20 protein-coding genes are annotated in these 24,451 nt (G+C 60.2%); 13 read left to right on the forward strand and 7 right to left on the reverse strand.

The features are described 5' to 3' along the window. The first annotated feature begins 67 nt into the window (after positions 1 to 67). Positions 68 to 1,183: a Gfo/Idh/MocA family protein gene (locus ACRC4F_RS27200; protein ID WP_438662128.1), complete on the forward strand. Its 1,116-nt coding sequence runs from the start codon at positions 68 to 70 to the stop codon at positions 1,181 to 1,183. Positions 1,184 to 1,666: 483 nt separating this feature from the next. Here ACRC4F_RS27200 and ACRC4F_RS27205 read toward each other — a convergent pair whose 3' ends face one another. From ACRC4F_RS27205 to ACRC4F_RS27220, 4 genes are all read right to left on the reverse strand, one after another. Beyond that, positions 1,667 to 1,918 (reverse strand): DUF1652 domain-containing protein, encoded by a 252-nt coding sequence (locus ACRC4F_RS27205; protein WP_438662129.1) that lies wholly within the window; start codon positions 1,916 to 1,918, stop codon positions 1,667 to 1,669. 198 nt (positions 1,919 to 2,116) lie between these two features. Then, positions 2,117 to 3,613: a PAS domain S-box protein gene (locus tag ACRC4F_RS27210; protein ID WP_438662130.1), complete on the reverse strand. Its 1,497-nt coding sequence runs from the start codon at positions 3,611 to 3,613 to the stop codon at positions 2,117 to 2,119. Between the two features lie 330 nt (positions 3,614 to 3,943). Then, entirely contained in the window at positions 3,944 to 5,227 is a 1,284-nt protein-coding gene (locus ACRC4F_RS27215) for a Zn-dependent hydrolase (protein WP_438662131.1), read from the reverse strand. Positions 5,228 to 5,368: 141 nt separating this feature from the next. Continuing rightward, a complete protein-coding gene (locus ACRC4F_RS27220) occupies positions 5,369 to 6,853 on the reverse strand; it encodes an NCS1 family nucleobase:cation symporter-1 (RefSeq protein WP_438662132.1) in 1,485 nt (494 codons plus the stop codon). A gap of 553 nt (positions 6,854 to 7,406) precedes the next feature. Between ACRC4F_RS27220 and hydA the strand changes: the two genes are divergently transcribed. The 3 genes from hydA (at position 7,407) to preA (ending at position 11,643) form a co-directional block, all read left to right on the forward strand. Continuing rightward, the gene (hydA, locus tag ACRC4F_RS27225) at positions 7,407 to 8,846 is read left to right on the forward strand and encodes a dihydropyrimidinase (RefSeq protein ID WP_438662133.1); all 1,440 of its coding nucleotides are present in this window, start codon (positions 7,407 to 7,409) and stop codon (positions 8,844 to 8,846) included. Positions 8,847 to 9,000: 154 nt separating this feature from the next. Beyond that, positions 9,001 to 10,368 carry an NAD(P)-dependent oxidoreductase gene (locus ACRC4F_RS27230; protein ID WP_438662149.1) on the forward strand — a complete coding sequence of 456 codons (1,368 nt, stop codon included), beginning with the start codon at positions 9,001 to 9,003 and terminating at the stop codon, positions 10,366 to 10,368. Next, the gene (gene preA / locus ACRC4F_RS27235) at positions 10,369 to 11,643 is read left to right on the forward strand and encodes an NAD-dependent dihydropyrimidine dehydrogenase subunit PreA (protein ID WP_438662134.1); all 1,275 of its coding nucleotides are present in this window, start codon (positions 10,369 to 10,371) and stop codon (positions 11,641 to 11,643) included. Between the two features lie 208 nt (positions 11,644 to 11,851). On the opposite strand, the gene ACRC4F_RS27240 is transcribed toward preA, so the two are convergent. Further along, positions 11,852 to 12,472, reverse strand: a complete 621-nt coding sequence (locus ACRC4F_RS27240) for a TetR/AcrR family transcriptional regulator (RefSeq protein ID WP_438662135.1) — start codon at positions 12,470 to 12,472, stop codon at positions 11,852 to 11,854. A 138-nt stretch (positions 12,473 to 12,610) separates the two neighbouring features. Here ACRC4F_RS27240 and copC point away from each other — a divergent pair, with 138 nt between their 5' ends. The 9 genes from copC (at position 12,611) to ACRC4F_RS27285 (ending at position 21,414) form a co-directional block, all read left to right on the forward strand. Continuing rightward, positions 12,611 to 12,976, forward strand: coding sequence for a copper homeostasis periplasmic binding protein CopC (gene copC / locus ACRC4F_RS27245; protein WP_438662136.1), 366 nt, complete (start codon positions 12,611 to 12,613; stop codon positions 12,974 to 12,976). 3 nt (positions 12,977 to 12,979) lie between these two features. Further along, on the forward strand, positions 12,980 to 13,837 hold the full coding sequence (gene copD / locus ACRC4F_RS27250; RefSeq protein WP_438662137.1) for a copper homeostasis membrane protein CopD: 858 nt from the start codon (positions 12,980 to 12,982) through the stop codon (positions 13,835 to 13,837). Between the two features lie 240 nt (positions 13,838 to 14,077). Next, positions 14,078 to 15,373, forward strand: a complete 1,296-nt coding sequence (locus ACRC4F_RS27255; RefSeq protein ID WP_438662138.1) for an OprD family porin — start codon at positions 14,078 to 14,080, stop codon at positions 15,371 to 15,373. A gap of 292 nt (positions 15,374 to 15,665) precedes the next feature. Continuing rightward, positions 15,666 to 16,484, forward strand: a complete 819-nt coding sequence (locus ACRC4F_RS27260; protein WP_438662139.1) for an NAD-dependent epimerase/dehydratase family protein — start codon at positions 15,666 to 15,668, stop codon at positions 16,482 to 16,484. A gap of 53 nt (positions 16,485 to 16,537) precedes the next feature. Next, positions 16,538 to 17,431, forward strand: coding sequence for an SMP-30/gluconolactonase/LRE family protein (locus ACRC4F_RS27265; protein WP_438662140.1), 894 nt, complete (start codon positions 16,538 to 16,540; stop codon positions 17,429 to 17,431). A 62-nt stretch (positions 17,432 to 17,493) separates the two neighbouring features. Further along, complete coding sequence (locus tag ACRC4F_RS27270) at positions 17,494 to 18,465, forward strand: TRAP transporter substrate-binding protein (protein WP_438662141.1); 972 nt, start codon at positions 17,494 to 17,496, stop codon at positions 18,463 to 18,465. 78 nt (positions 18,466 to 18,543) lie between these two features. Then, positions 18,544 to 19,071, forward strand: coding sequence for a TRAP transporter small permease (locus ACRC4F_RS27275; protein WP_438662142.1), 528 nt, complete (start codon positions 18,544 to 18,546; stop codon positions 19,069 to 19,071). Next, positions 19,072 to 20,352 (forward strand): TRAP transporter large permease, encoded by a 1,281-nt coding sequence (locus ACRC4F_RS27280; RefSeq protein ID WP_438662143.1) that lies wholly within the window; start codon positions 19,072 to 19,074, stop codon positions 20,350 to 20,352. It abuts the gene before it with no gap. A 177-nt stretch (positions 20,353 to 20,529) separates the two neighbouring features. Continuing rightward, a complete protein-coding gene (locus ACRC4F_RS27285) occupies positions 20,530 to 21,414 on the forward strand; it encodes an aldose 1-epimerase (RefSeq protein WP_438662144.1) in 885 nt (294 codons plus the stop codon). On the opposite strand, the gene ACRC4F_RS27290 is transcribed toward ACRC4F_RS27285, so the two are convergent. Together ACRC4F_RS27290 and ercA are read right to left on the reverse strand one after the other, a co-directional pair. After that, positions 21,399 to 23,126, reverse strand: coding sequence for a PAS domain-containing hybrid sensor histidine kinase/response regulator (locus ACRC4F_RS27290; protein WP_438662145.1), 1,728 nt, complete (start codon positions 23,124 to 23,126; stop codon positions 21,399 to 21,401). The two genes, ACRC4F_RS27285 and ACRC4F_RS27290, sit on opposite strands and share 16 nt — an antisense overlap. Beyond that, positions 23,110 to 24,273, reverse strand: a complete 1,164-nt coding sequence (gene ercA / locus ACRC4F_RS27295) for an alcohol dehydrogenase-like regulatory protein ErcA (protein ID WP_438662146.1) — start codon at positions 24,271 to 24,273, stop codon at positions 23,110 to 23,112. The genes ACRC4F_RS27290 and ercA overlap by 17 nt, the downstream gene beginning before the upstream one ends. Positions 24,274 to 24,451: the final 178 nt, after the last annotated feature.

A 24,451-nucleotide genomic window follows, 5' to 3' on the forward strand; every position in this document is an offset into this window, starting at 1 on the left:
TGCGCAAGGGGAATTTTTATTCCATAAATAGCCATACCAAAACCACAATTCCAAAAGGCCCCCTGCTATGCGAGAACTCGGTATCGGACTTATCGGCACAGGTTTCATGGGCCGCGCCCACGCCCTGGCCTTTCGCAACGTCAGCGCGGTGTTCGAGCTCCCGCTGAAGCTCAAACTCGCCGCCCTCGCCGATGCCGATCCGCAGCGCGCGCGGCAATGTGCCGATGCCTGGGGCTTCGAAACAGCGCACACTGACTGGCAACAGCTTATCGATGACCCGAAGGTCAATCTGATCGCCATCACCACCCCCAATCACCTCCACTACCCCATGGCCATGGCCGCCCTCGCCGCTGGCAAACCGGTGTATTGCGAGAAGCCTTTGGCGGTGAATCTGCAGCAAGCCACTGCCATGCGCCAGGCCGCCAAGGCTGCGGGCGTGGTGACGCGGGTGGGTTACAACTATCAGCACAACCCGATGATCGGGCTGGCCCGGGAGCTGATCGACAGTGGCAAGCTGGGGCAGATCATCAGTTTTCAGGGTGAGTTCAGCGAAGACTTCATGGCCGATCCTGCGTCACCGTGGTCATGGCGTTGCGATGCCGATCACGCGGGCGGTGCGCTGGCGGATCTGGGCAGTCATTTGCTGGCGATGGCGCGCTATCTGGTGGGTGATGTCGAATCCGTATGTGCCGACACTCAGACCGTCCACCGGCAGCGTTCCGCCACGGTGGGCAGCCAGGAACAACTGCACATTGCGGTCGACGATCAAGTCCACGCGCTGCTGCGGTTTGCCAACGGCGCGCGCGGTACGTTCAGCAGCAGTTGGCTCAAGCAAGGTTACAAGAATCACCTGAGCTTCGAGATCAGCGGCACTGAAGGCACGCTGGCGTTCGACCAGGAACGCTTGAACGAGCTGCGGCTGTATCGCACCGGCCAGGACGGTTTCCAGCGTTTGCTCGCCGGGCCGAACCTGCCGGGTTACGCGGCGTTCAGTCCGGCGGCGGGTCATCAGCTGGGATACAACGAACTCAAGACCCTGGAGGTGCATGACCTGGTGATGGCGCTGGCCGGCCTTTCCCAGGGTGGCACTGACTTTGAGCAAGCGTGGGAAGTCGAGCGTCTGGCGACGGCCATCCGCGTGGCGGCAAACGAGTCACGCTGGGTCCGGATCGAGGAAGTCTGAGGTGCAGACGCACACGGCTCCCGGCACCTGTAATGGTGCCGGGCCGTTGCGCCATTCGACACGACGACGGTAACGATGCAGTCGCCTTGGCTTACTGCGTAACGCAACGGGTCAGCGTCGTCTCCCGCGTCACTTCCTCCGTCACCCTGGCGTCGCCCATCACTTCGGTTTGCTCAGAGGTTTCGCAGGTGCGCTGGGGAACAGGAGGTGGTGCGGCAGGCGGCGGAGGCGGCGGACTGGCGCACCCACTGATAATCGCTACGCAGAAGGCGAGCGACAATGGCGAAAAAACACATTTCCCAAGACTGTTCATAGGCTGTCCCGCGATAAGTAATCGACACTTTCCGCGACCCGACACACCTACCGCGAAGCCGCGGATTGGTCACAGAAAATAATACCCTCGCATTTCTTATAGTCTAGCCAGCCGCCAATGCCAGCAAACAAGGCACTTTGCTCCGTTTCAACCCGGAAAAACGACAGCTCCTACAAAACAGGATCGGGTCGATGCAAGCTGTTGCTTTCCAGCTCATATCGCAGTTCTTCAACCAGCGCCTCCACCGCTTCGGGAGTTCTGAGGTTCGTGACATTCAGCCCGCTGACCACCAGATCTACCTGTCCCGACACGGGGTGATAGAGCTTCACTGTGACCGAGTTGTCACCCGAGACACTGCATTCACAAGCCCGTGGAGAAAACTGCTGCTCCAGTTGCGCGCGCAATTGCGCCAAATGAATCATCGCGACTCACCAATGGGCTGGCTGGCAACCCCGTCGACTGAAACGGTGTGGAATGGGTGAAGCATGCGGCTGTTCCTTAAGCTGTTTCGTAGAGGACACGACACCGGCAAAAGACCCGTGTCGCACCCTCACAGATTAGGAATTGCCACCGTCCGCCAGAACATCCATTTGCACTGGCCGGCCTAGTGCATTTGCACCTTAGCTCTGCCCCTTCGGCCGCCACTCGCTGGAGAACAAACCGCGCTCCCGCGCCCACACAATCGCCTCGCTGCGACTGTGCACATCCAGCTTGGAATACACGGTCGACACATGGTTGCGCACAGTATTGGGTGCCAGTTTCAGGCGTGCTGCGATTTCCTTGTCCGCCAGGCCTTCGCAGATCAGGCCCAGCACATCGCGCTCGCGGGCGGTCAGGTCAGTGAAAGACACACTAGGCAACTGCGGCGAGTTGACGCTCTTCACATTGGCCAGTTTCTCAATGAGCGTTCGGCTGAACCAGGAGGCATCTTTCATCACCTCCTCGATCGCCGCCACCAACTCAAGCTCTGTGCGTTTACGTTCGGTGATATCCATCAACACCAACAGATAGCAGGGATTGTCTTGGATGTTAACGGTGTCGGCCGACACCGCGCAGTCGATCAGCGCCGTGTCTTTCTTGCGGATCCGGACATCGATGCGGTCCAGGCTTGCGGCCTTCTCCAGCGCCGCAAACAGTCGGCTGCGCGCGACTTTTTCCTCGATAAAATCGATTTCGGCGACGGTCTTGCCGAGCACTTCTTCACTGGGATACCCGAGGGTATCCAGGAAGGCTTCGTTGACGTCGATCACCACCTGATCCTGTGCATTGCAGATCAGGGTCGGCACCGGCATCAGGCGAAACGCCTTGGCAAAGCGCTCTTCGCTCTGGCGTAGAGCGGTTTCGGCCTTGCGCCGTGGTTCCATGTCGACGAAGGAAAACAGCATGCAGTCTTCCTCATTGAACTCCAGCGGTTGACCGGCGACGATCACCTGCTTGCTGCCGCCGTCAGCCATTTTCAGCTCTGCCTGCATCTGCGGGATCGTGTCGTGCTCGCGCAGGCGCTCGATCGCCAGGTCTTTTTTTTCGGCCCCCTCAAGGATGTCCAGCTCATAGGTCGATACCCCGATCACTTGATCGCGGGTGTAGCCGGTCATTTCCAGAAAACCCGAATTGACCTTGATGTAACGCAAGTCACTGAGACGACAGATCACTGCGGGCGCAGGGTTGGCGTTGAAGGTCCTTTCGAAACGCTGCTCGGCGCTCGCCCACTCGGTGACGTCGTCCATGATCAGCACCAGTGACTCAGGCTCGCCAGCACTGTCGGTCAGCACCAGACTGCGCACGTTGTGGACCCACATGCGTTCTTCGTCGTCGACCGGCGTGACCTCAACCAGCACATCGCTGAACGTCTCACCCTTGGCGACGCGGCTGATCGGGTAGTTGTCCGGCGGCACCGGGTGATTATTGCGATAGCGCAAGTTAAAGCGCTTGGCGTACGCCTGGACATTTACACCCAACTCGCCGATCCGAGTGACACCGTGCATGGCCAGCGCGGCCTCATTAGCCCACAGGATGGTCTGATCAAGCTCCAGCAAAATCACCCCATCGGACAAACCGGCGATGATCTGCTGCAACTGACGGCGATTGGTTTCGGTGGTCAGGACGTCCTGGCTCATTGCATCTCCAACGGTGCAGCGGCGCAGTTACGCGCCGCCCTGTGAAGATTACGACCGCAGGGGGTTGGGATAGTGCGAAGCAGGTGTAACCGCTGGATACGTGTAGCAGCTGTCGAGCCTGCGAGCCTGCGAGGCTGCGTTCGGCGACGCAGTCGTCGTAAATCCTGAATGCTGGGTCTGCCTGATACGCCGCTGTGCCTGATCGAGCGACGACTTCGTCGCCGAACGCAGCCTCGCAGGCTCGACAGCTGCTACGGGCGGTGTGAAGCATGACGATTGAGGCATCGGGTTTGTGACGGGCGCTGAAAGTTTCAGCGCACGTCACCGGTTTCAGGCTGCCAACTGACCGCTGGCAATCGCCGCCGACGCCGCCAGCATCGCCCGCAACAACACCGCACACCCGGCTGCCAGATCATCCGGCGCGGCGTTTTCGATTTCGTTGTGGCTGATGCCGCCTTCGCAGGGCACGAAGATCATTCCGGCCGGGCCAAGCTCGGCGAGGAAGATCGCGTCGTGCCCTGCTCCGCTGACGATGTCCATGTGTGACAGCCCCAGACCCTGGGCGGCGCCGCGTACCGCTTCAACGCAACCCTTGTCGAAATACAGCGGCGGAAAGTCGGCGGTGGGCGTGAGTTCGAAGGTCAGGCCGTGTTCCTCGCAGGTGGTTTCGATGACTTCGCGGACTTCGGCGATCATCGAATCCAGGCGCGCCGGTTCCAGATGACGGAAGTCCAGGGTCATGCGCACTTCGCCGGGGATGACATTGCGTGAGCCGGGATAGGCTTGCAGGCAACCGACGGTGCCGCAGGCATGAGGTTGATGGCCGAGGGCGGCGCGGTTGACGGCACCGACGATCACCGCGGCGCCAACCAGGGCGTCCTTGCGCAGGTGCATCGGCGTCGGGCCGGCGTGGGCCTCGACGCCGCGCAGTTTCAAGTCGAACCATTTCTGGCCGAGGGCGCCCATGACGACGCCGATGGTTTTGTGTTCGTCTTCGAGGATCGGGCCTTGCTCGATGTGCGCCTCGAAATAGGCACCGACGGCGTGGCCGCTGACCTTGCGCGGGCCGGCATAGCCGATGGCATTCAGCGCTTCGCCCACGGTGACGCCATCGGCATCGACTTTGGCCAGGGTTTCTTCGAGGGTGAATTTTTCCGCGAACACGCCGGAGCCCATCATGCACGGGGCGAAACGCGAGCCTTCTTCGTTGGTCCAGACCACCACTTCCAGCGGCGCTTCGGTTTCCACGCCGAGGTCATTGAGGGTGCGCAGTACTTCGACGCCGGCCAGCACGCCGAAGCAGCCATCGAACTTGCCGCCGGTGGGTTGAGTGTCGATGTGGCTGCCGGTCATGACGGGAGGCAAGTCCGGATTGCGTCCGGGGCGGCGGGCGAAGATGTTGCCGACGGCGTCGACGCTGACGGTGCAACCGGCCTCTTCGCACCAGTTGACGAAGATGTCACGGGCCTGGCGATCCAGATCGGTCAAGGCCAGGCGGCACACGCCGCCCTTGACCGTGGCGCCAAGCTTGGCGAGTTCCATGAGCGACTCCCACAGGCGGTCGCGGTTGATGTGCTGATGGGTGGACTGCAGAACGTCTACAGCAGCGTTCATGGTGATCTCCTCAGGCAGTTCTTATGGATTTCTTCAGGCATTTTCTTGGTGTTTCCAAGGCCGTCATCGCGAGCAGGCTCGCTCCCACAGGGGAATGCATTCCAAATGTGGGAGCGAGCCTGCTCGCGATGGCGCCAGTATTCACACCGCAGATTTCGCAACAGACGGGTCAGGCCGCATCGAACACAGCCCGTAATAAATCAACCCACCCAACGCCGAGCCGGTAAACCAGCCATAGCTGTAGAACCAGCTGAACGCATCGCTGCCCAACGACAGCAGCGTCAACGCCACCGGCACGCCAAACGCGATAAACCCGAACCAGTTCCACGCCGGGTACACGTCATCGCGGTACAACCCGGCCAGGTCCAGTTGCTGTTTCTTGATCAGGAAATAGTCCACCACCATGATCCCGGCGATCGGGCCCAACAGGCTCGAATAACCCAGCAACCAGTTGGAATACACCGTCTCCAGGCTTAAATCCGAGACGATCAATCCAAGCTTCTTCAACAGCTCGTGGGCCATCAACGCCAGACCGACCAGGCCGGTGAGCAACACCGCTGTGGTGCGGTTGATGAGTTTGGGCGCGACGTTCTGGAAGTCGTTGGTCGGCGACACGATGTTGGCCGCGGTGTTGGTCGACAGCGTGGCGATGATGATCAGCGCCATGGCCAATGCGACCCAGACCGGGCTCTGGATGTGGCCGATCAGGGTGACCGGATCGGAGACAGTGACGCCCACCAGTTTGACCGAGGCGGCGGTCATCACCACACCCAGCGAGGCGAACAGGAACATGGTCAGGGGCAAGCCGATGATCTGCCCGACGATCTGGTCCTTCTGGCTTTTTGCATAACGGCTGAAGTCCGGAATATTGAGCGACAACGTGGCCCAGAACCCGACCATGGCGGTCAGCCCGGCGGCAAAGTAACTGACCACACTGGCCCCTTCCGGACGCTTGGGCGGGATCGCCATCAATTCGGTCATTGATACGTTCGGCATGGCCCAGACCAGCAGCCCCACGCCCACCAGTACCAATAAAGGCGCGGAAAGGGTTTCGAGCCATTTGATCGAGTCCGCGCCGCGAATCACCACCCACAGGTTCAAGGCCCAGAACACCATGAAGCCGATCACTTCACCGGTCCCGCCGAGGGCTTTCCAGCCATCGAACACCGAGCCGAGGAACAAGTGAATGGCCAGCCCGCCGAACATCGTCTGAATGCCGAACCAGCCACACGCCACCAGCGCCCGGATCAGGCACGGAACGTTGGAGCCGAGGATGCCGAAGGACGAACGCAGCAACACCGGAAACGGAATGCCGTACTTGGTGCCGGGAAAGGCGTTGAGGGTCAGCGGGATCAGCACGATGATGTTGGCGAACAGAATCGCCAGCAGCGCTTCGCCGACGCTGAGGCCGAAATAGGCGGTGAGCACACCGCCGAGGGTGTAGGTCGGCACGCAGATCGCCATGCCAACCCACAACGCGGTGATGTGCCATTTGTTCCAGGTTCGTTCGCGCACCTTGGTCGGTGCCATGTCGTGGTTGTAACGGGGACTGTCGAGGACGTCGCTGCCGGCTTCGAGCTCGAACAAGCCGTCGCGCTCGGTCACTTGCGATCTGATCTGTTGCATGGCCGCTCCACTGTTCTTTGAATTATTTTTTGCTCATCAGGGGCTGGCGGCATCAATAAACGTGCCGGGCACTCCGTCTGCGCATCGGGCAGTTCCACAAAAACTTCGCAACCAACTGATGTTTATCAGTTTTTATATACAGTCCGGATAAGTCCTCGGTGACTTGCCTGTTCACTCAGGCCGAATGCCTGGCAAGTTGTCCGAACAGTCAGGGCTCAATCTGGTGCATACGTCTTTTTTTCAAAGTTGCGCATCAACCATAGACGATCCTCAAGCAGCTGATTTCACATAAGAAATCTCGTTCATTTTTAGAACCTGTCAAGTGCGTCAAAATGGTTCGAGGCCACACCATTTTGGTGATTTTCAGTTTTAATCGTTAATTTTCAATGTGTTAAAACAGTCATAAGCATATAAAAAATATTCTTGCTCATTCCATAAACTCAGACTAGCTTCTATTCCTGACAGCGTTGACAGGAATACACCTGTTTGCGTCGGCTTCATATAAAACATTTAGAACCGACATAAGTCGGTCATTGCCTGCGAGGAACTCGGAATGTCTCTGTTGATCCGTGGCGCCACCGTTATTACCCATGATGAAAGTTATCGCGCCGACGTCTATTGCGCCGACGGCGTGATTAAAGCCATCGGCGAAAATCTTGATGTTCCGGCCGGCGCCGAAGTGCTAGACGGCAGTGGCCAATACCTGATGCCCGGCGGCATCGACCCGCACACTCATATGCAACTACCGTTCATGGGCACCGTCGCCAGTGAAGACTTTTTCAGTGGCACGGCGGCAGGCCTTGCCGGTGGCACCACGTCGATCATCGATTTCGTGATTCCCAATCCGCAGCAATCTTTGATGGAAGCTTTTCATCAATGGCGCGGCTGGGCTGAGAAGTCGGCGTCGGATTACGGTTTCCACGTCGCCATTACCTGGTGGAGCGAACAGGTTCGCGAGGACATGGCGGAGCTGGTCAGCCAGCACGGGGTCAACAGCTTCAAGCATTTCATGGCGTACAAGAACGCGATCATGGCGGCCGATGACACCCTGGTGGCTAGTTTCGAGCGTTGCCTGGAATTGGGCGCAGTGCCGACGGTACACGCGGAAAACGGCGAACTGGTCTATCACCTGCAACGCAAGTTAATGGCTCAGGGCATGACCGGCCCTGAAGCCCATCCGCTGTCGCGGCCTTCTCAAGTGGAAGGCGAAGCCGCGAGCCGGGCCATCCGCATTGCCGAAACCCTGGGCACGCCGCTGTACCTGGTGCATGTCTCGACCAAGGAAGCGCTGGACGAAATCACCTATGCCCGCAGCAAGGGCCAGCAAGTCTACGGCGAAGTGCTGGCCGGGCATTTGCTGCTGGACGACAGCGTCTATCAACACCCGGACTGGCAGACTGCCGCCGGTTATGTGATGAGCCCGCCCTTCCGTCCTCGCGGCCATCAGGAAGCGCTTTGGCACGGTCTGCAATCCGGCAATCTGCACACCACCGCCACCGACCATTGCTGCTTCTGCGCCGAGCAGAAAGCCGCCGGCCGCGATGATTTCAGCAAGATCCCCAACGGCACCGCCGGTATCGAAGACCGCATGGCCGTGCTCTGGGATGAAGGGGTGAACACCGGGCGTTTGTCGATGCAGCACTTCGTCGCGCTGACCTCCACCAACACCGCGAAGATCTTCAACCTGTACCCGCGTAAAGGGGCGATTCGCGTGGGCGCGGATGCGGACCTGGTGCTGTGGGATCCGGAAGGGACGCGCACCATTTCGGCTAAAACTCACCACCAGCAGGTCGACTTCAACATCTTCGAAGGCAAGACCGTGCGCGGTGTACCGAGCCATACCGTGAGCCAGGGCCGTGTGGTGTGGGCGGACGGTGATCTGCGGGCGGAGCGTGGGGCCGGGCGGTATGTCGAACGGCCGGCGTATCCGGCGGTGTTTGATTTGCTGAGCAAGCGGGCTGAGTTGAACAGGCCGACGGCAGTGAAACGCTGAGATCGAGGCCTTCGGCCATCGCCAGCAGGCTGGCTCCCACAGGGGAATGCATTCCAAATGTGGGAGCCAGCCTGCTGGCGATGAGGCCCGCATAGGCAACACAAAATCAATGCCCACCAGAGGCATCACCTCAAATAACCGTGAGGCCAACACCGTGATCAAGACCCTGAACCACCTCCCGCACCCCTATGAGAATGCGGCCGCCCTCGCTGGCCATTTCACCGACCTGGCGCCGCCGCTCAACGACCGTCAGGCGCATCTGGAAGCCTCGCGCTGCCTGTATTGCTACGACGCGCCGTGCGTGAATGCCTGTCCGAGCGAGATCGATATTCCGTCGTTCATCCGCAATATCCATCAGGAAAACGTTCAGGGCGCCGCGCAGAAAATCCTCTCGGCGAATATCCTCGGCGGCAGCTGCGCCCGGGTATGCCCGACGGAAATCCTCTGCCAGCAAGCCTGCGTGCGCAACAACGATCACGAGTGCGCACCGGTGCTGATCGGTCTGTTGCAGCGTTACGCCGTCGACAACGCGCACTTCAGCGAACACCCCTTCCAGCGCGCCGCCGCCACCGGCAAACGCATCGCCGTGGTCGGTGCCGGCCCGGCTGGGTTGTCCTGCGCTCACCGCAGTGCCATGCATGGTCATGACGTGGTGATTTTCGAGGCCCGGGAAAAGGCTGGCGGCCTCAACGAATACGGGATCGCCAAGTACAAATTGGTGGATGACTACGCACAGAAGGAACTGGATTTTCTCTTGGCGATTGGCGGCATCGAAATCCGCCACGGGCAGAAACTCGGCGAGAACCTGACCCTCAGCGAACTGCATCAGCAATTCGACGCGGTGTTCCTCGGCCTCGGCCTGGCCGCCAGCAAACAACTCGGCTTGCCTCACGAAGATGCGCCCGGTCTGCTCGCTGCCACCGACTACATCCGTGAACTGCGTCAGGCGGATGACCTGAGCCAACTGCCGCTCGCGGATCATTGCATCGTCCTCGGCGCCGGCAACACGGCCATCGACATGGCTGTGCAAATGGCTCGCCTTGGGGCTCGCGACGTGAATCTGGTGTACCGCCGTGGTGTCGAGGACATGGGCGCCACCGGCCACGAACAGGACATCGCCAAAGCCAATCAAGTGCGCTTGCTGACCTGGGCACAGCCCGAAGAGCTGCTGCTCGACGACCAAGGCAACGTGCGCGGCATGCGTTTCGCCCGCACGCATCTGGTCGAGGGTCGCCTGCAAACCACTGGCGAAACCTTCGAGTTGGCCGCCGACGCAATTTTCAAAGCCATCGGCCAAGCCTTCGATGCCAGCGCCCTCACCGATCCTCTGGCGCGCGAACTCATGCGCCAGGGCGATCGAATCCAGGTCGATGAACAGCTGCGCACCAGCATCCCCGGCGTGTATGCCGGTGGTGACTGCACCAGCCTCGATCAGGACCTCACCGTGCAAGCCGTGCAGCATGGCAAACGGGCTGCCGAAGCCATCAACGCTCAACTGATGCTCAACGTGGAGGCTGCGTAAATGGCCGATCTCTCGATAGTCTTCGCCGGCATCAAATCCCCCAATCCATTTTGGCTAGCCTCTGCGCCGCCGACCGACAAGGCCTACAACGTGGTTCGCGCGTTCGAGGCCGGCTGGGGCGGCGTGGTCTGGAAAACCCTGGGTGAAGACCCGGCGGCAGTCAACGTGTCTTCGCGCTACTCCGCGCTCTTCGGTGCCAACCGTGAAGTGGTGGGTTTCAACAACATTGAGCTGATCACCGACCGTTCGCTGGAGATCAACCTGCGGGAAATCACCCAGGTCAAAAAGGACTGGCCGGACCGCGCACTGATCGTTTCGCTGATGGTGCCCTGCGTCGAAGAATCGTGGAAATTCATCCTGCCGCTGGTGGAAGCCACCGGCGCCGACGGCATCGAACTGAACTTCGGTTGCCCCCACGGCATGCCGGAACGCGGCATGGGCGCGGCGGTCGGCCAGGTGCCGGAGTACGTCGAGCAGGTCACACGCTGGTGCAAGACGTATTGTTCGTTGCCGGTGATCGTCAAACTCACGCCGAACATCACCGACATCCGCGTCGCTGCCCGTGCGGCCCATCGCGGCGGTGCCGATGCGGTGTCGCTGATCAACACCATCAACTCGATCACCAGCGTCAACCTGGAGCGCATGGTTGCCAACCCTGCCGTTGGCAGCCAAAGCACCCATGGCGGTTATTGCGGTTCGGCGGTGAAGCCGATTGCGCTGAACATGGTCGCTGAGATCGCCCGTGATCCGCAGACCCAAGGCCTGCCGATCTCCGGCATTGGCGGCATCGGCAGTTGGCGCGATGCGGCGGAATTCATCGCCCTGGGCAGCGGCTCGGTGCAGGTGTGCACAGCGGCGATGCTGCATGGCTTCCGGATTGTCGAGGAGATGAAGGACGGGTTGTCACGCTGGATGGACAGTCAGGGCTACGCCAGTATTTCGGAGTTTTCCGGGCGTGCGGTGGGCAACACCACGGACTGGAAGTACCTGGACATCAATTATCAGGTGATCGCTAAGATTGACCAGGAAGCGTGCATTGGCTGCGGGCGTTGCCATATCGCTTGCGAAGATACTTCACACCAGGCGGTGGCCAGCCTGAAGCAGGCGGACGGGACGCATAAGTATGAAGTGATTGATGACGAATGCGTGGGCTGCAACCTGTGCCAGATCACTTGCCCGGTGGAGGATTGCATTGAGATGGTGCCAATGGAGAATGGGAAGCCGTTTCTGGATTGGAATCATGATCCGAGGAATCCGTACCATGTCGCCCTTTAGATTGGGTACTGATCCTGAAACCGCCCCTCACCCTAACCCTCTCCCCAGGGGGTAGAGGGGACTGACCGATGTGTTTGTTCGAAAAACTGCGACCTGAGATACCGAGTCGAATTCAGGTTTTGAACAACATGGAGATCGGCCCCTCTCCCCACTGGGGCGGTCCGACGTTTCGGGAGGGCTGGGGTGAGGGGAAAGAACACCGATATTCTCAAGGCTCCAACCCGATCCCCCGCAATATCACACTCGTCACCGTCTGCACCGCCCGCTCGAACTGCATGTCCGACAGCGGCTGATGATCGTTGAGAATATTCACCTGATGATCAAAGTCAGCGTAATGCTGGGTCGACGCCCAGATCATGTACAGCAGGCTTGAAGGCTCCACCGGCAGAATGCGTCTGTCGTCCACCCACTGACGGATTTTCGCTTCCTTCATCTTGGCCCAGTCGTACAGGCTCGCGTCCAGCGCCACGCCCAACGTGGGGGCGCCGTGGATGATTTCGTTGGCCCAGACTTTCGAGCCATAAGGCCGGCTGCGGGAGTGGTTCATCTTGGCGCGGATGTAACTGCTGAGCACCACGCGCGGATCATCGAACATCTCAAAGCACAACGCGTCCTGCTTCCACACCTCCAGCAGATCGAACAACACCGCGCTGTACAGCTCGGTCTTGGTGCTGAAGTAGTAATGCAGATTGGAGCGCGGCAGTTGCACTTCGGCGGCAATGTCGGCCATGGCGGTGCCACCGAAGCCTTTTTCGGCGAAGACCTTCTCGGCCCCCAGCAAAATCTTCTCGACGTTACTGCGACGAATCTCGATCTTGTGATTGCCCATGAGGGCTCCCTGACAACTGCGAAGGCCCAGACTAGCATCCGCTCTACCTCGCGGCGACAAGGGAAAACGAAACTTCGTGCACCCAGGTTCTCGAAGGTAAACTGACGCGTCTTCGAACCTGCCTCCGAGGTCTTCACGATGCTGCTCAAGAAAGCCCTGACCACCGCCTCCCTGCTCGGCTCGCTGCTCGCCGCTTCGTCGGTATTTGCCCATGCCCATCTGAAAAGCCAGACCCCGGCTGCCGACAGCACCGTAGTCGCGCCAACGGAACTGCGCCTGGTGTTTTCCGAAGGCGTCGAAGCGACCTTCACCAAGGTCACCATCAGCAAGGACGGAACCGAGGCGCCGGTGAAAAACCTGGCCACCGAAGGCAGTGACAAGAAAACCCTGATCGTCACACCCGCCGCACCACTGGCGGCCGGTGCTTATAAAGTCGAATGGCATGCGGTGTCGGTCGATACCCACAAAAGTGAAGGCGCTTACAGCTTTAAGGTTGGCCAGTAATTCATGACCAGCGCGATGGTGCTGTGCCGCTTTCTGCATTTCGCCGTGGTGTTGATGCTGTTCGGGGCCTCGGTGTTCAGGCCTTTGCTGTTGGGCCGTGATATGGCGCTGGATCAACCGCTGGCGCGAGTGACCCGATTGCTCGCGGCGGTGGCGCTGGTCACTGGTGTCTGCTGGTTGCTGCTGATCACCGCCAGCATGGCCGGGGCCTGGGATGCGGCCTTCGATCCGTCGACCCTGGGGCTGGTGCTGGGCAATACGTTTTTCGGGCAGGTCTGGCGCTGGCATCTGCTGTTCAATGTTCTGTTAGTGGCGCTGCTACTGACGCCATTGCGTTCCAGCATGCCCCTGCGGTTCAGCCTTGCGAGCCTGCTGTTGGCGACCCTCGCCCCGGTCGGCCACGGTGCCATGCTCGACGGCGTACAAGGCCAATTGCTGATCCTCAATCAAATTATTCACCTGACCTGCGTCGGTGCCTGGCTCGGCGGTTTGATGCTGTTGGTGATGATCCTGCGGCAACCGACGGGCCCTGCCATCCGCGCAATATTGCTGCGATTCAGTGGCGTCGGTTACGCGTTGGTCGCGGGGTTGCTGGTGACCGGATTGATCAACGTTCGCGTCCTCACCGGGCAATTCTGGCCGACCCCGTTGCTGTCCGGGTTTGCGTTGATTTTGCTGATCAAAGTGGTGTTAGTGGCCATGATGCTGGGGTTGGCGTTGTTCAATCGGCTGCGGATCAAGGCGTGTGAGCAACGCCTGGTGACGCTGAGAACCAGCGTGATCGTGGAATGGTTACTGGGAATTGTCGCGGTCGCGGCGGTTTCCCTGCTGGGCACCCTGCCCCCGATGATCGTGAGCTAATACCGGATCCCCCTGTGGGAGCGAGCCTGCTCGCAATATCGGAGTGTCAGACACCTCAATATTGAATGTCAGGCCGCTATCGCGAGCAGGCTCGCTCCCACAGGGGATCGGGGCGCCTCGACAAGTCATCGTATAACTTCTGATTGACAATCCCTGAAAGCCCCGCAAATAATCGACCCAATGTTGTACGACGACGTATAACAAAAAATAAAAACAACAAGAAAAAAAGGGAGCGTCACTGTGAGCCAACTCGTCCGCAATTCCTTCGCCAGCACTCCTCGCCCGACCTTCGTACGCCGCCACACCCTGAGCCTGATCGGTTGCAGCAGCCTGGCCTTCGCCTTGCCCATGACCAGCAACGCAGAAGGGTTCGTCGATGACGCCAAAGCCACGCTGAACCTGCGCAACGCCTACTTCAATCGCAACTACACCAATCCGGCCTACCCACAGGGCAAGGCTGAAGAGTGGACGCAAAACTTCATCCTCGACGCCAGGTCCGGGTTCACGCCGGGGCCCGTCGGTTTCGGCGTGGACGTGCTGGGTCTGTACTCGCAAAAACTCGACGGTGGCAAAGGCACGGGCGGCACGCAGCTGCTGCCGATCCACGACGACGGCCGCCCTGCCGACAATTTCGGCCGCATGGGCGTGGCGCTCAAAGGCAAAATCTCGAAGACCGAATTGAAGGTCGGCGAATGGATGCCGGTGCTGCCGATCCTGCGCTCCGACGATGGTCGCTCGCTGCCGCAAACCTTCCGGGGCGGCCAGGTGACGTCCACCGAGATCAGCGGCCTGACGCTCTATGGCGGCCAGTTCCGCCAGAACAGCCCGCGCAACGATGCGAGCATGGAAGACATGTCAATGAACACCAAAGCCGCGTTTACCTCGGACCGCTTCAACTTCGGCGGCGGCGAATACGCTTTCAACGACAAGCGCACCCAGGTCGGCGTCTGGTACTCGGAACTCAGCGACATCTATCAGCAGCAGTATTTCAACCTGAGCCACAGCCAGCCCCTCGGCGACTGGACCCTGGGCGCCAACCTCGGCTACTTCATCGGCAAGGAAGACGGCAGCGCCTTCGCCGGCGACCTGGACAACAAAACCGCGTTCGCCATGCTCTCGGCCAAGTACGGCGGCAACACCTTCTACGTCGGCTTGCAGAAACTCAGCGGTGACGATGTCTGGATGCGCGTCAACGGCACCAGCGGCGGCACCCTGGCCAACGACAGCTACAACTCCAGCTACGACAACGCCAAGGAAAAATCCTGGCAGCTGCGCCACGACTACAACTTCGTCGCCCTTGGCGTTCCCGGTCTGACGATGATGAACCGCTACATCAGCGGCGATAACGTGCACACAGGGGTGATCACCGACGGCAAGGAATGGGGCCGCGAATCGGAACTGGCCTACACCGTGCAGAGCGGCCCGCTGAAGAACCTCAACGTCAAATGGCGCAATGCGACCATTCGCAAGAGCTTCAGCACCAACGAATTCGACGAAAACCGGATTTTCATCAGCTACCCGATCTCGTTGCTGTAAGGCGTTTTTTGCTGGCTGGCTCAAACCTGTTTTCAGGTCTTACCCAATCAATGTGGGAGCGAGCCTGCTCGCGAAAGCGGTGTACCAGACAACTTATATGTCGACTGACACTCCGTCTTCGCGAGCAGGCTCGCTCCTACAGGGTCGGTGTGATTCTCAGATAGACGTGTCACTGCGATGACCCTCCGTCATTTTCAACCAAAGTCGCGTTGACAAGACTCGGGAAGCCTTACGATACTTCGACAAAGTCATACGACAACCTACAACAATAATTGCGTATACAGGGACTTCCATGACGACCACTCCTACAGCCCCTTTCAATCGCCTGCTGCTGACCGGTGCGGCCGGTGGACTCGGGAAAGTCTTGCGCGAAAGCCTGCGCCCTTTTGCCAACGTCATTCGTCTGTCAGACATCGCCAACATGGCACCGGCCGTCGATGACCGCGAAGAAGTCGTCACCTGCGATCTGGCCGACAAACTGGCTGTGCACCAACTGGTCGAAGGCGTGGACGCGATCCTGCATTTTGGTGGCGTATCGACCGAGCACGCGTTTGAAGAAATCCTCGGTGCCAACATCTGCGGCATCTTCCACATCTACGAAGCCGCGCGCCGCCATGGCGTGAAGCGGGTGATCTTCGCCAGTTCCAACCATGTCATCGGTTTCTACAAGCAAGGCGAAATCATCGACGCCCACTGCCCTCGCCGCCCGGACGGCTACTACGGCCTGTCCAAGTCCTACGGTGAAGACATGGCCAGTTTCTATTTCGATCGCTACGGCATCGAGACCGTCAGCATCCGCATTGGCTCCTCGTTCCCGGAACCGCAAAACCGCCGAATGATGAGCACCTGGCTGAGCTTCGGCGACCTGACCCACTTGCTCGAACGCGCGCTGTACGCGCCGAACGTCGGCCACACCGTGGTCTACGGCATGTCCGACAACAAGAACGTCTGGTGGGACAACCGTTTCGCGACCGCCTTGGGCTTTGCGCCTCAGGACAGCTCCGAAGTGTTCCGCGAAAAAGTCGAAGCCCAGCCGATGCCCGCCGCTGACGACCCGGCCATGGTTTACCAGGGTGGCGCTTTTGTGGCCGCCGGCCCGTTCGGTGACTGAATCCGCTGACTTCACTTGATCCCCACAACAAAAACCCAAGGGAATGAGTTGCCATGCAAGCCGAATTGATTGTCGATGCCCGAAACGCGGTCGGTGAAAGCCCGGTCTGGGTCCCCGAGGAAAATGCCCTGTACTGGGTCGATATTCCAGCCGGTGGACTGCAGCGCTGGAGCGCCGACAGCGGTCATGTCCATGCCTGGACCGCCCCGGAAATGCTCGCCTGCATCGCCCGTCACAGCGATGGCGGCTGGGTGGCCGGGATGGAAAGCGGCTTCTTCCATTTGCAGCCACACAACGACGGCAGCCTTGACGCCGAACTGCTTGCGCACGTCGATCATGCCCGCGCTGACATGCGCCTGAACGACGGTCGCTGTGATCGTCAGGGGCGTTTCTGGGCTGGCAGCATGGTGCTGAACATGGGCGCCAACGCTGCCGACGGCACGTTGTATCGCTACAGCGCCGGGCAGCGTGGGCCGCTTGACGCACGACTCGACGGCTTCATCGTGCCCAACGGTCTGGGCTTCAGCCCGGATGGCCGGACGATGTACTTGTCGGATTCCCATCCCAACGTCCAGCAGATCTGGGCCTTCGATTACGACATCGACAGCGGCACACCGTCCAATCGGCGTCTGTTCGTCGACATGAATCAGTTCCCCGGCCGTCCCGACGGCGCCGCCGTTGATGCCGAAGGCGGTTACTGGATCTGTGCCAACGACGCCGGGCTGATTCACCGTTTCACCCCGGACGGTCGACTGGACCGTTCCCTCGCCGTCCCCGTGAAAAAACCCACCATGTGCGCCTTCGGTGGCAGTCGACTGGACACGCTGTTCGTGACCTCGATCCGCCCCGGTGACGACCATGACCCTCAGTCCTTGGCCGGCGGCGTGTTCGCCCTCGATCCCGGCGTCAAAGGTTTACCCGAACCGTTGTTCAACGATCTGCTTTAAACCGCTTCTGCTGCACCGCTGCGCCTTGAATACAAAAAAAATAACAAACTGGAGACACCCCCATGGACTTCAAACGCACCTTGCTCGCCGCTGCACTCCCCCTGGCCTTCACCCTCAGCAGCGCCGCCCAGGCGCTGGAAATCAAATTCGCCGACATCCACCCTGCCGGCTACCCGACCGTGGTCGCCGAAGAACAACTGGGCAAAACCCTGGTGGCCGACAGCAACGGCGCACTGACTTTCAAGATGTTCGCCGGCGGTGTGCTCGGCTCGGAAAAAGAAGTGGTTGAACAGGCCCAGGTCGGCGCCATTCAGATGGCCCGGGTCAGCCTTGGCATCGTCGGGCCGGTGGTGCCGGATGTGAACGTGTTCAACATGCCGTTCGTGTTCCGCGATCAGGCGCACATGCGCAAAGTCATCGATGGTGACGTCGGCGACGAGATCCTCGACAAGATCACCAACTCCGAATTCAACCTGGTAGCCCTGGCCTGGATGGACGGCGGCACGCGGAACATCTACACCAAGAAACCGGTGCGCAGCCTCGCTGACCTCAAGGGCATGAAAATCCGCGTGCAAGGCAACCCGATGTTCATCGAGACCATCAACGCCATGGGCGGCAACGGTATTGCTATGGACACTGGCGAGATCTTCAGCGCCTTGCAGACCGGCGTAATCGACGGCGCGGAAAACAACCCGCCGACCCTGCTTGAACACAACCACTACCAGAACGCCAAGTTCTACAGCCTGACCGGGCACCTGATCCTGCCTGAGCCGATCGTGATGTCGAAAATCACCTGGGACAAACTCACACCCGAGCAGCAAGTGCTGGTGAAGAAAACCGCCAAGGCCGCACAGGCGCAGGAGCGCACGTTGTGGGACGCGAAATCCGCCAGCAGCGAAGAGAAACTCAAGGCCGCGGGCGTCGAGTTCATCACCGTCGACAAGAAACCTTTCTATGAGGCCACCGCCTCGATCCGCGAAAAATACGGCGCGCCTTACGCCGACCTGATCAAGCGTATCGAAGCCGTTCAATAACCCTCCCTGCCCTCATGAAAGGCCCGGCGCCGTTGACGTTGGTGTATGTCAGCGCGCGCCCGGTTACGGTGGAACCCGATGAAGAATCTGCTGCTACGCATCAACGACCGGATTTACATGACCTGCATCTGGGTCGCCGGTCTGTCGGTCCTGACGATTTCCCTGATCATTCCCTGGGGTGTCTTCGCCCGTTACGTGCTCGGCACCGGCTCAAGCTGGCCTGAGCCCACCGCCATCTTGCTGATGATGGTCTTCACCTTCATCGGCGCCGCCGCCAGTTACCGTGCCGGTGCGCACATGGCGGTGGCGATGCTCACTGATCGCATGGCGCCCGAGTTGCGCAAAGCCATGAGTATTTTCTCCCAGCTGTTGATGGCGACCATTTGCCTGTTCATGGCGATCTGGGGCACAAAGCTGTGCCTGTCGACCTGGAATCAGTTCATGAGCGCGATGCCTGGATTGCGCGTCGGCATCACCTACATGCCGATTCCGATTGGCGGATTACTGACACTGATCTTTGTGCTGGAAAAACTCTTGCTCGGTGACCAGAGCAACCGTCGGGTCGTGCGTTTCGACCTGGTTGAAGAAAGCGAAGGGGCTGCCTGAATGGACGCGTTGATTCTGTTGGGCAGTTTTATTGCGTTGATCCTGATCGGCATGCCGGTTGCGTACGCACTGGGGCTTTCCGCCCTGATCGGCGCGTGGTGGATCGACATCCCGTTCCAGGCGCTGATGATTCAGGTCGCGGGCGGCGTGAACAAATTCTCCTTGCTGGCGATTCCGTTCTTTGTCCTGGCGGGCGCGATCATGGCCGAGGGTGGCATGTCCCGGCGGCTGGTGGCGTTTGCCGGCGTGTTGGTCGGGTTTGTCCGTGGCGGTTTGTCGCTGGTTAACATCATGGCCTCGACCTTCTTCGGCGCGATCTCGGGCTCTTCGGTGGCCGACACGGCCTCGGTCGGTTCGGTGCTGATTCCGGAAATGGAACGCCGTGGTTATCCCCGGGAATTCGCTACGGCGGTCACCGTCAGCGGCTCGGTACAAGCCCTGCTGACGCCCCCAAGCCACAACTCGGTGCTCTACTCGCTGGCGGCGGGCGGCACGGTGTCGATTGCGTCGCTATTCATGGCCGGCGTAGTGCCGGGCCTGTTGATGAGCGCGTGCCTGATGGTGCTGTGCCTGATCTTCGCGAAAAAGCGCAACTACCCCAAGGGCGAAGTCATTCCTCTCAAGCAAGCGCTGAAAATCTGCGGCGAAGCGATGTGGGGCCTGATGGCCATGGTCATCATTCTCGGCGGGATTCTCTCGGGCATTTTTACTGCCACTGAATCGGCGGCGATTGCGGTGCTGTGGTCGTTCTTTGTGACCATGTTCATCTACCGCGACTACAAGTGGAGCGAGCTGCCGAAACTGATGCACCGTACGGTGCGGACAATTTCGATCGTGATGATCCTGATCGGCTTCGCGGCGAGCTTCGGCTACATCATGACCCTGATGCAGATTCCGGCGAAGATCACCACGATGTTCCTGACCCTGTCGGACAACCGTTACGTGATCCTGATGTGCATCAACGTCATGCTGCTGTTGCTCGGCACTGTGATGGACATGGCGCCGCTGATCCTGATCCTGACACCGATCCTGATGCCTGTGATTCTGGGCATTGGCGTGGACCCGGTGCAGTTCGGCATGATCATGCTGGTGAACCTGGGGATTGGATTGATCACGCCGCCGGTGGGCGCGGTATTGTTTGTGGGGTCGGCCGTGGGCAAAGTCAGCATCGAAAAAACCGTGAAAGCGCTGCTGCCGTTCTACGGCGTGCTGTTCCTGGTGCTGATGGCCGTGACCTACATTCCGGCGCTGTCGCTGTGGTTGCCGCATTTGGTGTTGTAAAAGCGGTTGGTGAGCAAGACTCCCTGTGGCGAGGGAGCTTGCTCCCGCTGGGTCGCGCAGCGGCCCCCTGCAATTTTTCAGGAAGACCGAGTTGCCTGACTTTGCGACTGCTGCGCAGCCGAGCGGGAGCAAGCTCCCTCGCCACAAAAGCACTTTCACATTCCTTTGCAGAACGCCATGAAAACGACTCTCATCGAACTCAAAGACGATCTCACCCATCTCACCCTCGCCCCCGAGCTCGGCGGCAGCCTCGTCAACTGGACCGTTCGCAGCACCGGGCAGCCGCTGTTACGCCACAACGACGCCCACGCGCTGAACACCGGCCTGCCAGGCAAACTCGGCTGCTACCCGCTGGTGCCATGGTCAAACCGCATCGCCGCAGGAGGTTTCGACTGCCCCGAGGGCTGGCTCGCCTTGACGCCCAACAGCCTTACCGACCCACTGCCGATTCACGGCAGCGCCTGGCAACAACCGTGGCAGGTGGTGTCGCAGACCCAGGACGAAGTCGTCCTGCAACTCAATAGCAAAAGCCCCTTCGCCTATCGCGCCCGGCAGCGGTTTCATCTGAACGAGGGCCGATTGAGCATCGAATTGCACGTCACGCACCTGGCCAAACACCCCGCGTGGCATGGGCTCGGACTGCATCCGTACTTTCCGCGCACAGCGAACACCCGGCTACAGGCCAAAGCTGAAAAAACCTGGTTGTGCGACGGATCGAAGCTACCGACCGAGCTGATGGGGCTGCCCGCCGAGTGGGACTTTCGGCAACTCAAAGCGCTGCCCGACACACTGATCGATAACGGTTTCTGCGAATGGGACGGTCATTGCCTGATCCAGCAACCCGAGCTCGGTTATGAACTGGAATGCCAGGCCACTGGCAGCGATTACTACCTGCTCTACTGCCCGGTGGATTTAGGCTTTTTCTGCATCGAACCGGTGAGCCATCCCGTCAATGCACACCACTTGCCCGGCCGTCCGGGGTTGCGTTTGCTGGAGCAAGGTCAATCGGTCGAACTCGGCTTCAGCCTGCACTATCGCCCGCTTGATCAGCCCAGCATCTGACTCAACACCGCGCGCAATTTGCCGGGTTTCACCGGTTTGTTCAGCAGCGGCGCGTCGAGTCGCTGCAACGAACGCCGGCACTGGTCGGTGCGATCGGCGGTGATGATCACCGCTGGAATCGCCTGATTGAAATGCTCGCGCAAATGCCGCACCACATCACAGCCGACGATCCCGTGATCGAGGTGGTAATCCGCGAGAATCAATTCCGGCGCCCGCCCCTTCAAAGCGGCCAGCGCTGAGTGCTCATCCGTGGCGATGACCACCTCGCAGCCCCACTGCCCGAGCAGCGCGCTCATGCTCTCCAGAATGCTCACTTCGTTGTCCAGCACCAGCAGTCGCCGGCCCGGCAATGGATTGCCCGCGCCCGGCTGCGGCGCGGCCAGACTGATCGGCAGCGGAATCTCATGGGAAATTGGCACGTCGATGCTGAACACCGAGCCGTGCCCCGGCCGTGAGTGGACCTGGATCCGGTAGTTGAGGATCTTGGCGATCCGCTCAACGATGGCCAGCCCCAGCCCCACGCCCTTGCGGTCGGCGGCGCGCCCGACATCCAGCTGGTTGAACTCGAGGAAGATCGAATGCAGTCGATCCGCCGCGATCCCGCGCCCGGTGTCCCACACTTCCAGACGCAACATATCGCCACGCCGTCTGGCCCCCAGCAGAATGCTGCCCTCATCTGTATAACGGCAGGCATTGCTAAGGAAGTTGCGCAGGATCCGCGTCATCAAGCGCAAGTCGGTATGAATGGCGTAATCGCCCATGTGCACCCGCAGGTTCAACCCGGCGGCCTCGGCCACCGACTGGAATTCCGAGACCAGCGGCGCGAGCAATTCGTCGAGGCGGTACAACGCAACGTCCGGTTTGACCGCTGCTTGATCGAGTCGGGAAATATCCAGCAAATCGGTAAGTAGATCTTCTGCGCCTTCCAGAGCCTGATGCGTTCGCTCCACCAACACCTGCTCGACTTCCGGCAACTTGCGCTCGCGCAACGTCGAGATCAGCAAACGCGCGGCGTTGAGCGGCTGCAAGAGGTCATGACTGGCGGCGGCGAGGTATTTGTCCTTGCTGCGGTTGGCCGCCTCGGCGGCGTCCCGCGCATCGCGCAAGGCTTCGGCGATCTGTTTGCGCTGGGTGATCTGCTGTTGCAGGTTTCGGTTGGCTTCCAGCAATTCATTGGTGCGCGCGGTAACCCGCTGCTCCAGTTCGTCATTGAGTTGTTGCAGGCGTTGCTGGGCGAGTTTGCGTTCGGTGATGTCGGCGACAAAGCCCTCCACCAGCCCTTCCTGATCGGGTTTGAGCAGCAGGTTCATCAGCACGTCGAGGCTGCTGCCGTCCTTGCGCCGCAACTGGGTTTCATAGCCGTGCAAGCTGCCCTGGTGACGGAGGATTTCGCCGATGTTTTCCAGCTCCGGGGCACCGCCAATAAACAGGTTGCTCGCCAGGTCCGCCAGCGAAAACAGCACCTCTTGTGGGTCCTGGTAGCCGAGCATCCGTGCCAGCGCCGGGTTGGCGGCGCGCATGCCTTGCGTGAGGCTGGCCTGGAAGATCCCGTGCACGGCGTTTTCGAACAGCCACTTGTAGCGATTGCGCTCGGCTTCCAGCTCGTCCAGCCGTGCGGAGAGTTCCGGATAATGACTCTTGCGCGCCGAGTGGCTGCCTAATCCCAGTAGCCCGGCGAGCGCGCGCTGCTGCTCGTCAGAGGGCTTCGCCATAGACGACCTCGACATCGCGCTGGCTGGATTCGCGCGGGTTGGTGAGGATGCACGGGTCGTGCATGGCGTGTTGCGACAGGAACGGAATGTCTGCGGTGCTGACCCCGTGCAAACCGAGGGTTTCATGGAAGCCGATCGCATGTTTCAGGGCAATCAGGTGTTCGACCAGACGCCCGCAAATCTGCCGGTGATTGAGGCCACGGCAATCGATGCCGAAGGTCTCGGCGATCACCTTGAAGCGATCCGGTGCCGAGCTGTAGTTGAACGCCACCACGTGTTCCACCAGCACCGCGTTACACAATCCATGCGGTAGGTCGAGAAAGCCGCCGAGGCTGTGGGACATCGCGTGCACCGCGCCGAGGATCGCGTTGGAGAACGCCAGGCCGGCCTGCATGCTGCCGAGCATGATCTTCTCGCGCAGGGCAATGTCCGTAGGGTTGGCGATCATTTGCACCAGGTTGCCGTTGATCAAGCGCATGGCTTCCAGCGCATGCGGGTCGGTCAGCGGTCCGTGCCCGGTGGAGACGAACGCTTCGATGGCATGCACCAGCGCATCGATGCCGGTACAGGCCGACAGGAACGGGTCCATGCTCAGGGTGGTTTCCGGGTCAATCAGCGACACGTCCGGCACCACGGCCTTGCTGACGATGGAGAATTTCATGCGTTCTTGCTGGTTGGAAATGATCACGAATTGCGAGACATCGGCCGAGGTGCCGGCGGTGGTCGGAATCAGGATCAACGGCGGGCTGGGCACGCGGATCGTGTCAACGCCTTCGAACTCAAGGATGTTGCGTCCGTGGGCGACGACGATGCCGATGCCTTTGCCGCAATCCATCGGGCTACCACCGCCGACCGCGACGATCACATCGCAGTGGTTTTCCTTGTACAGCTCGGCACCGCGCATGACTTCCTCGACCCGCGGGTTGGGCGAAACGTCGCTATAGAGAAAGTAATCGATGCCCTGGGCTTGCAGGCTGGCTTCGACATCGGCCACCCAACCGGCGGCAATCACACCGGGGTCGCTGACCACCAGCACCTTGCGCGCACCAAAGGTCTTGGCGCAGTTGCCGACGTTATGCCGGCAACCGGCACCGAAGATGATTTCAGGCGAAACGAATTTACGCAGCTGGCTGAGACTCTGGCTCATTGGAAAGCCTGTTTTTATTGTTTTGGAAGGTAGAACCACACTAACCCATCCCGTCGCGAATGCAATCAGACCAATGGCTGGTCCCCATTCACCGCTGATTCCCTGTAGGAGCCGGCTTGCTGGCGATGGCGGCCGCACTGGCGACGTATGGCTCGCGGACCTCATCGCCAGCAAGCCG

Origin of the sequence: Pseudomonas sp., from assembly GCF_051660785.1 — a bacterium.
GTDB lineage: Bacteria > Pseudomonadota > Gammaproteobacteria > Pseudomonadales > Pseudomonadaceae > Aquipseudomonas.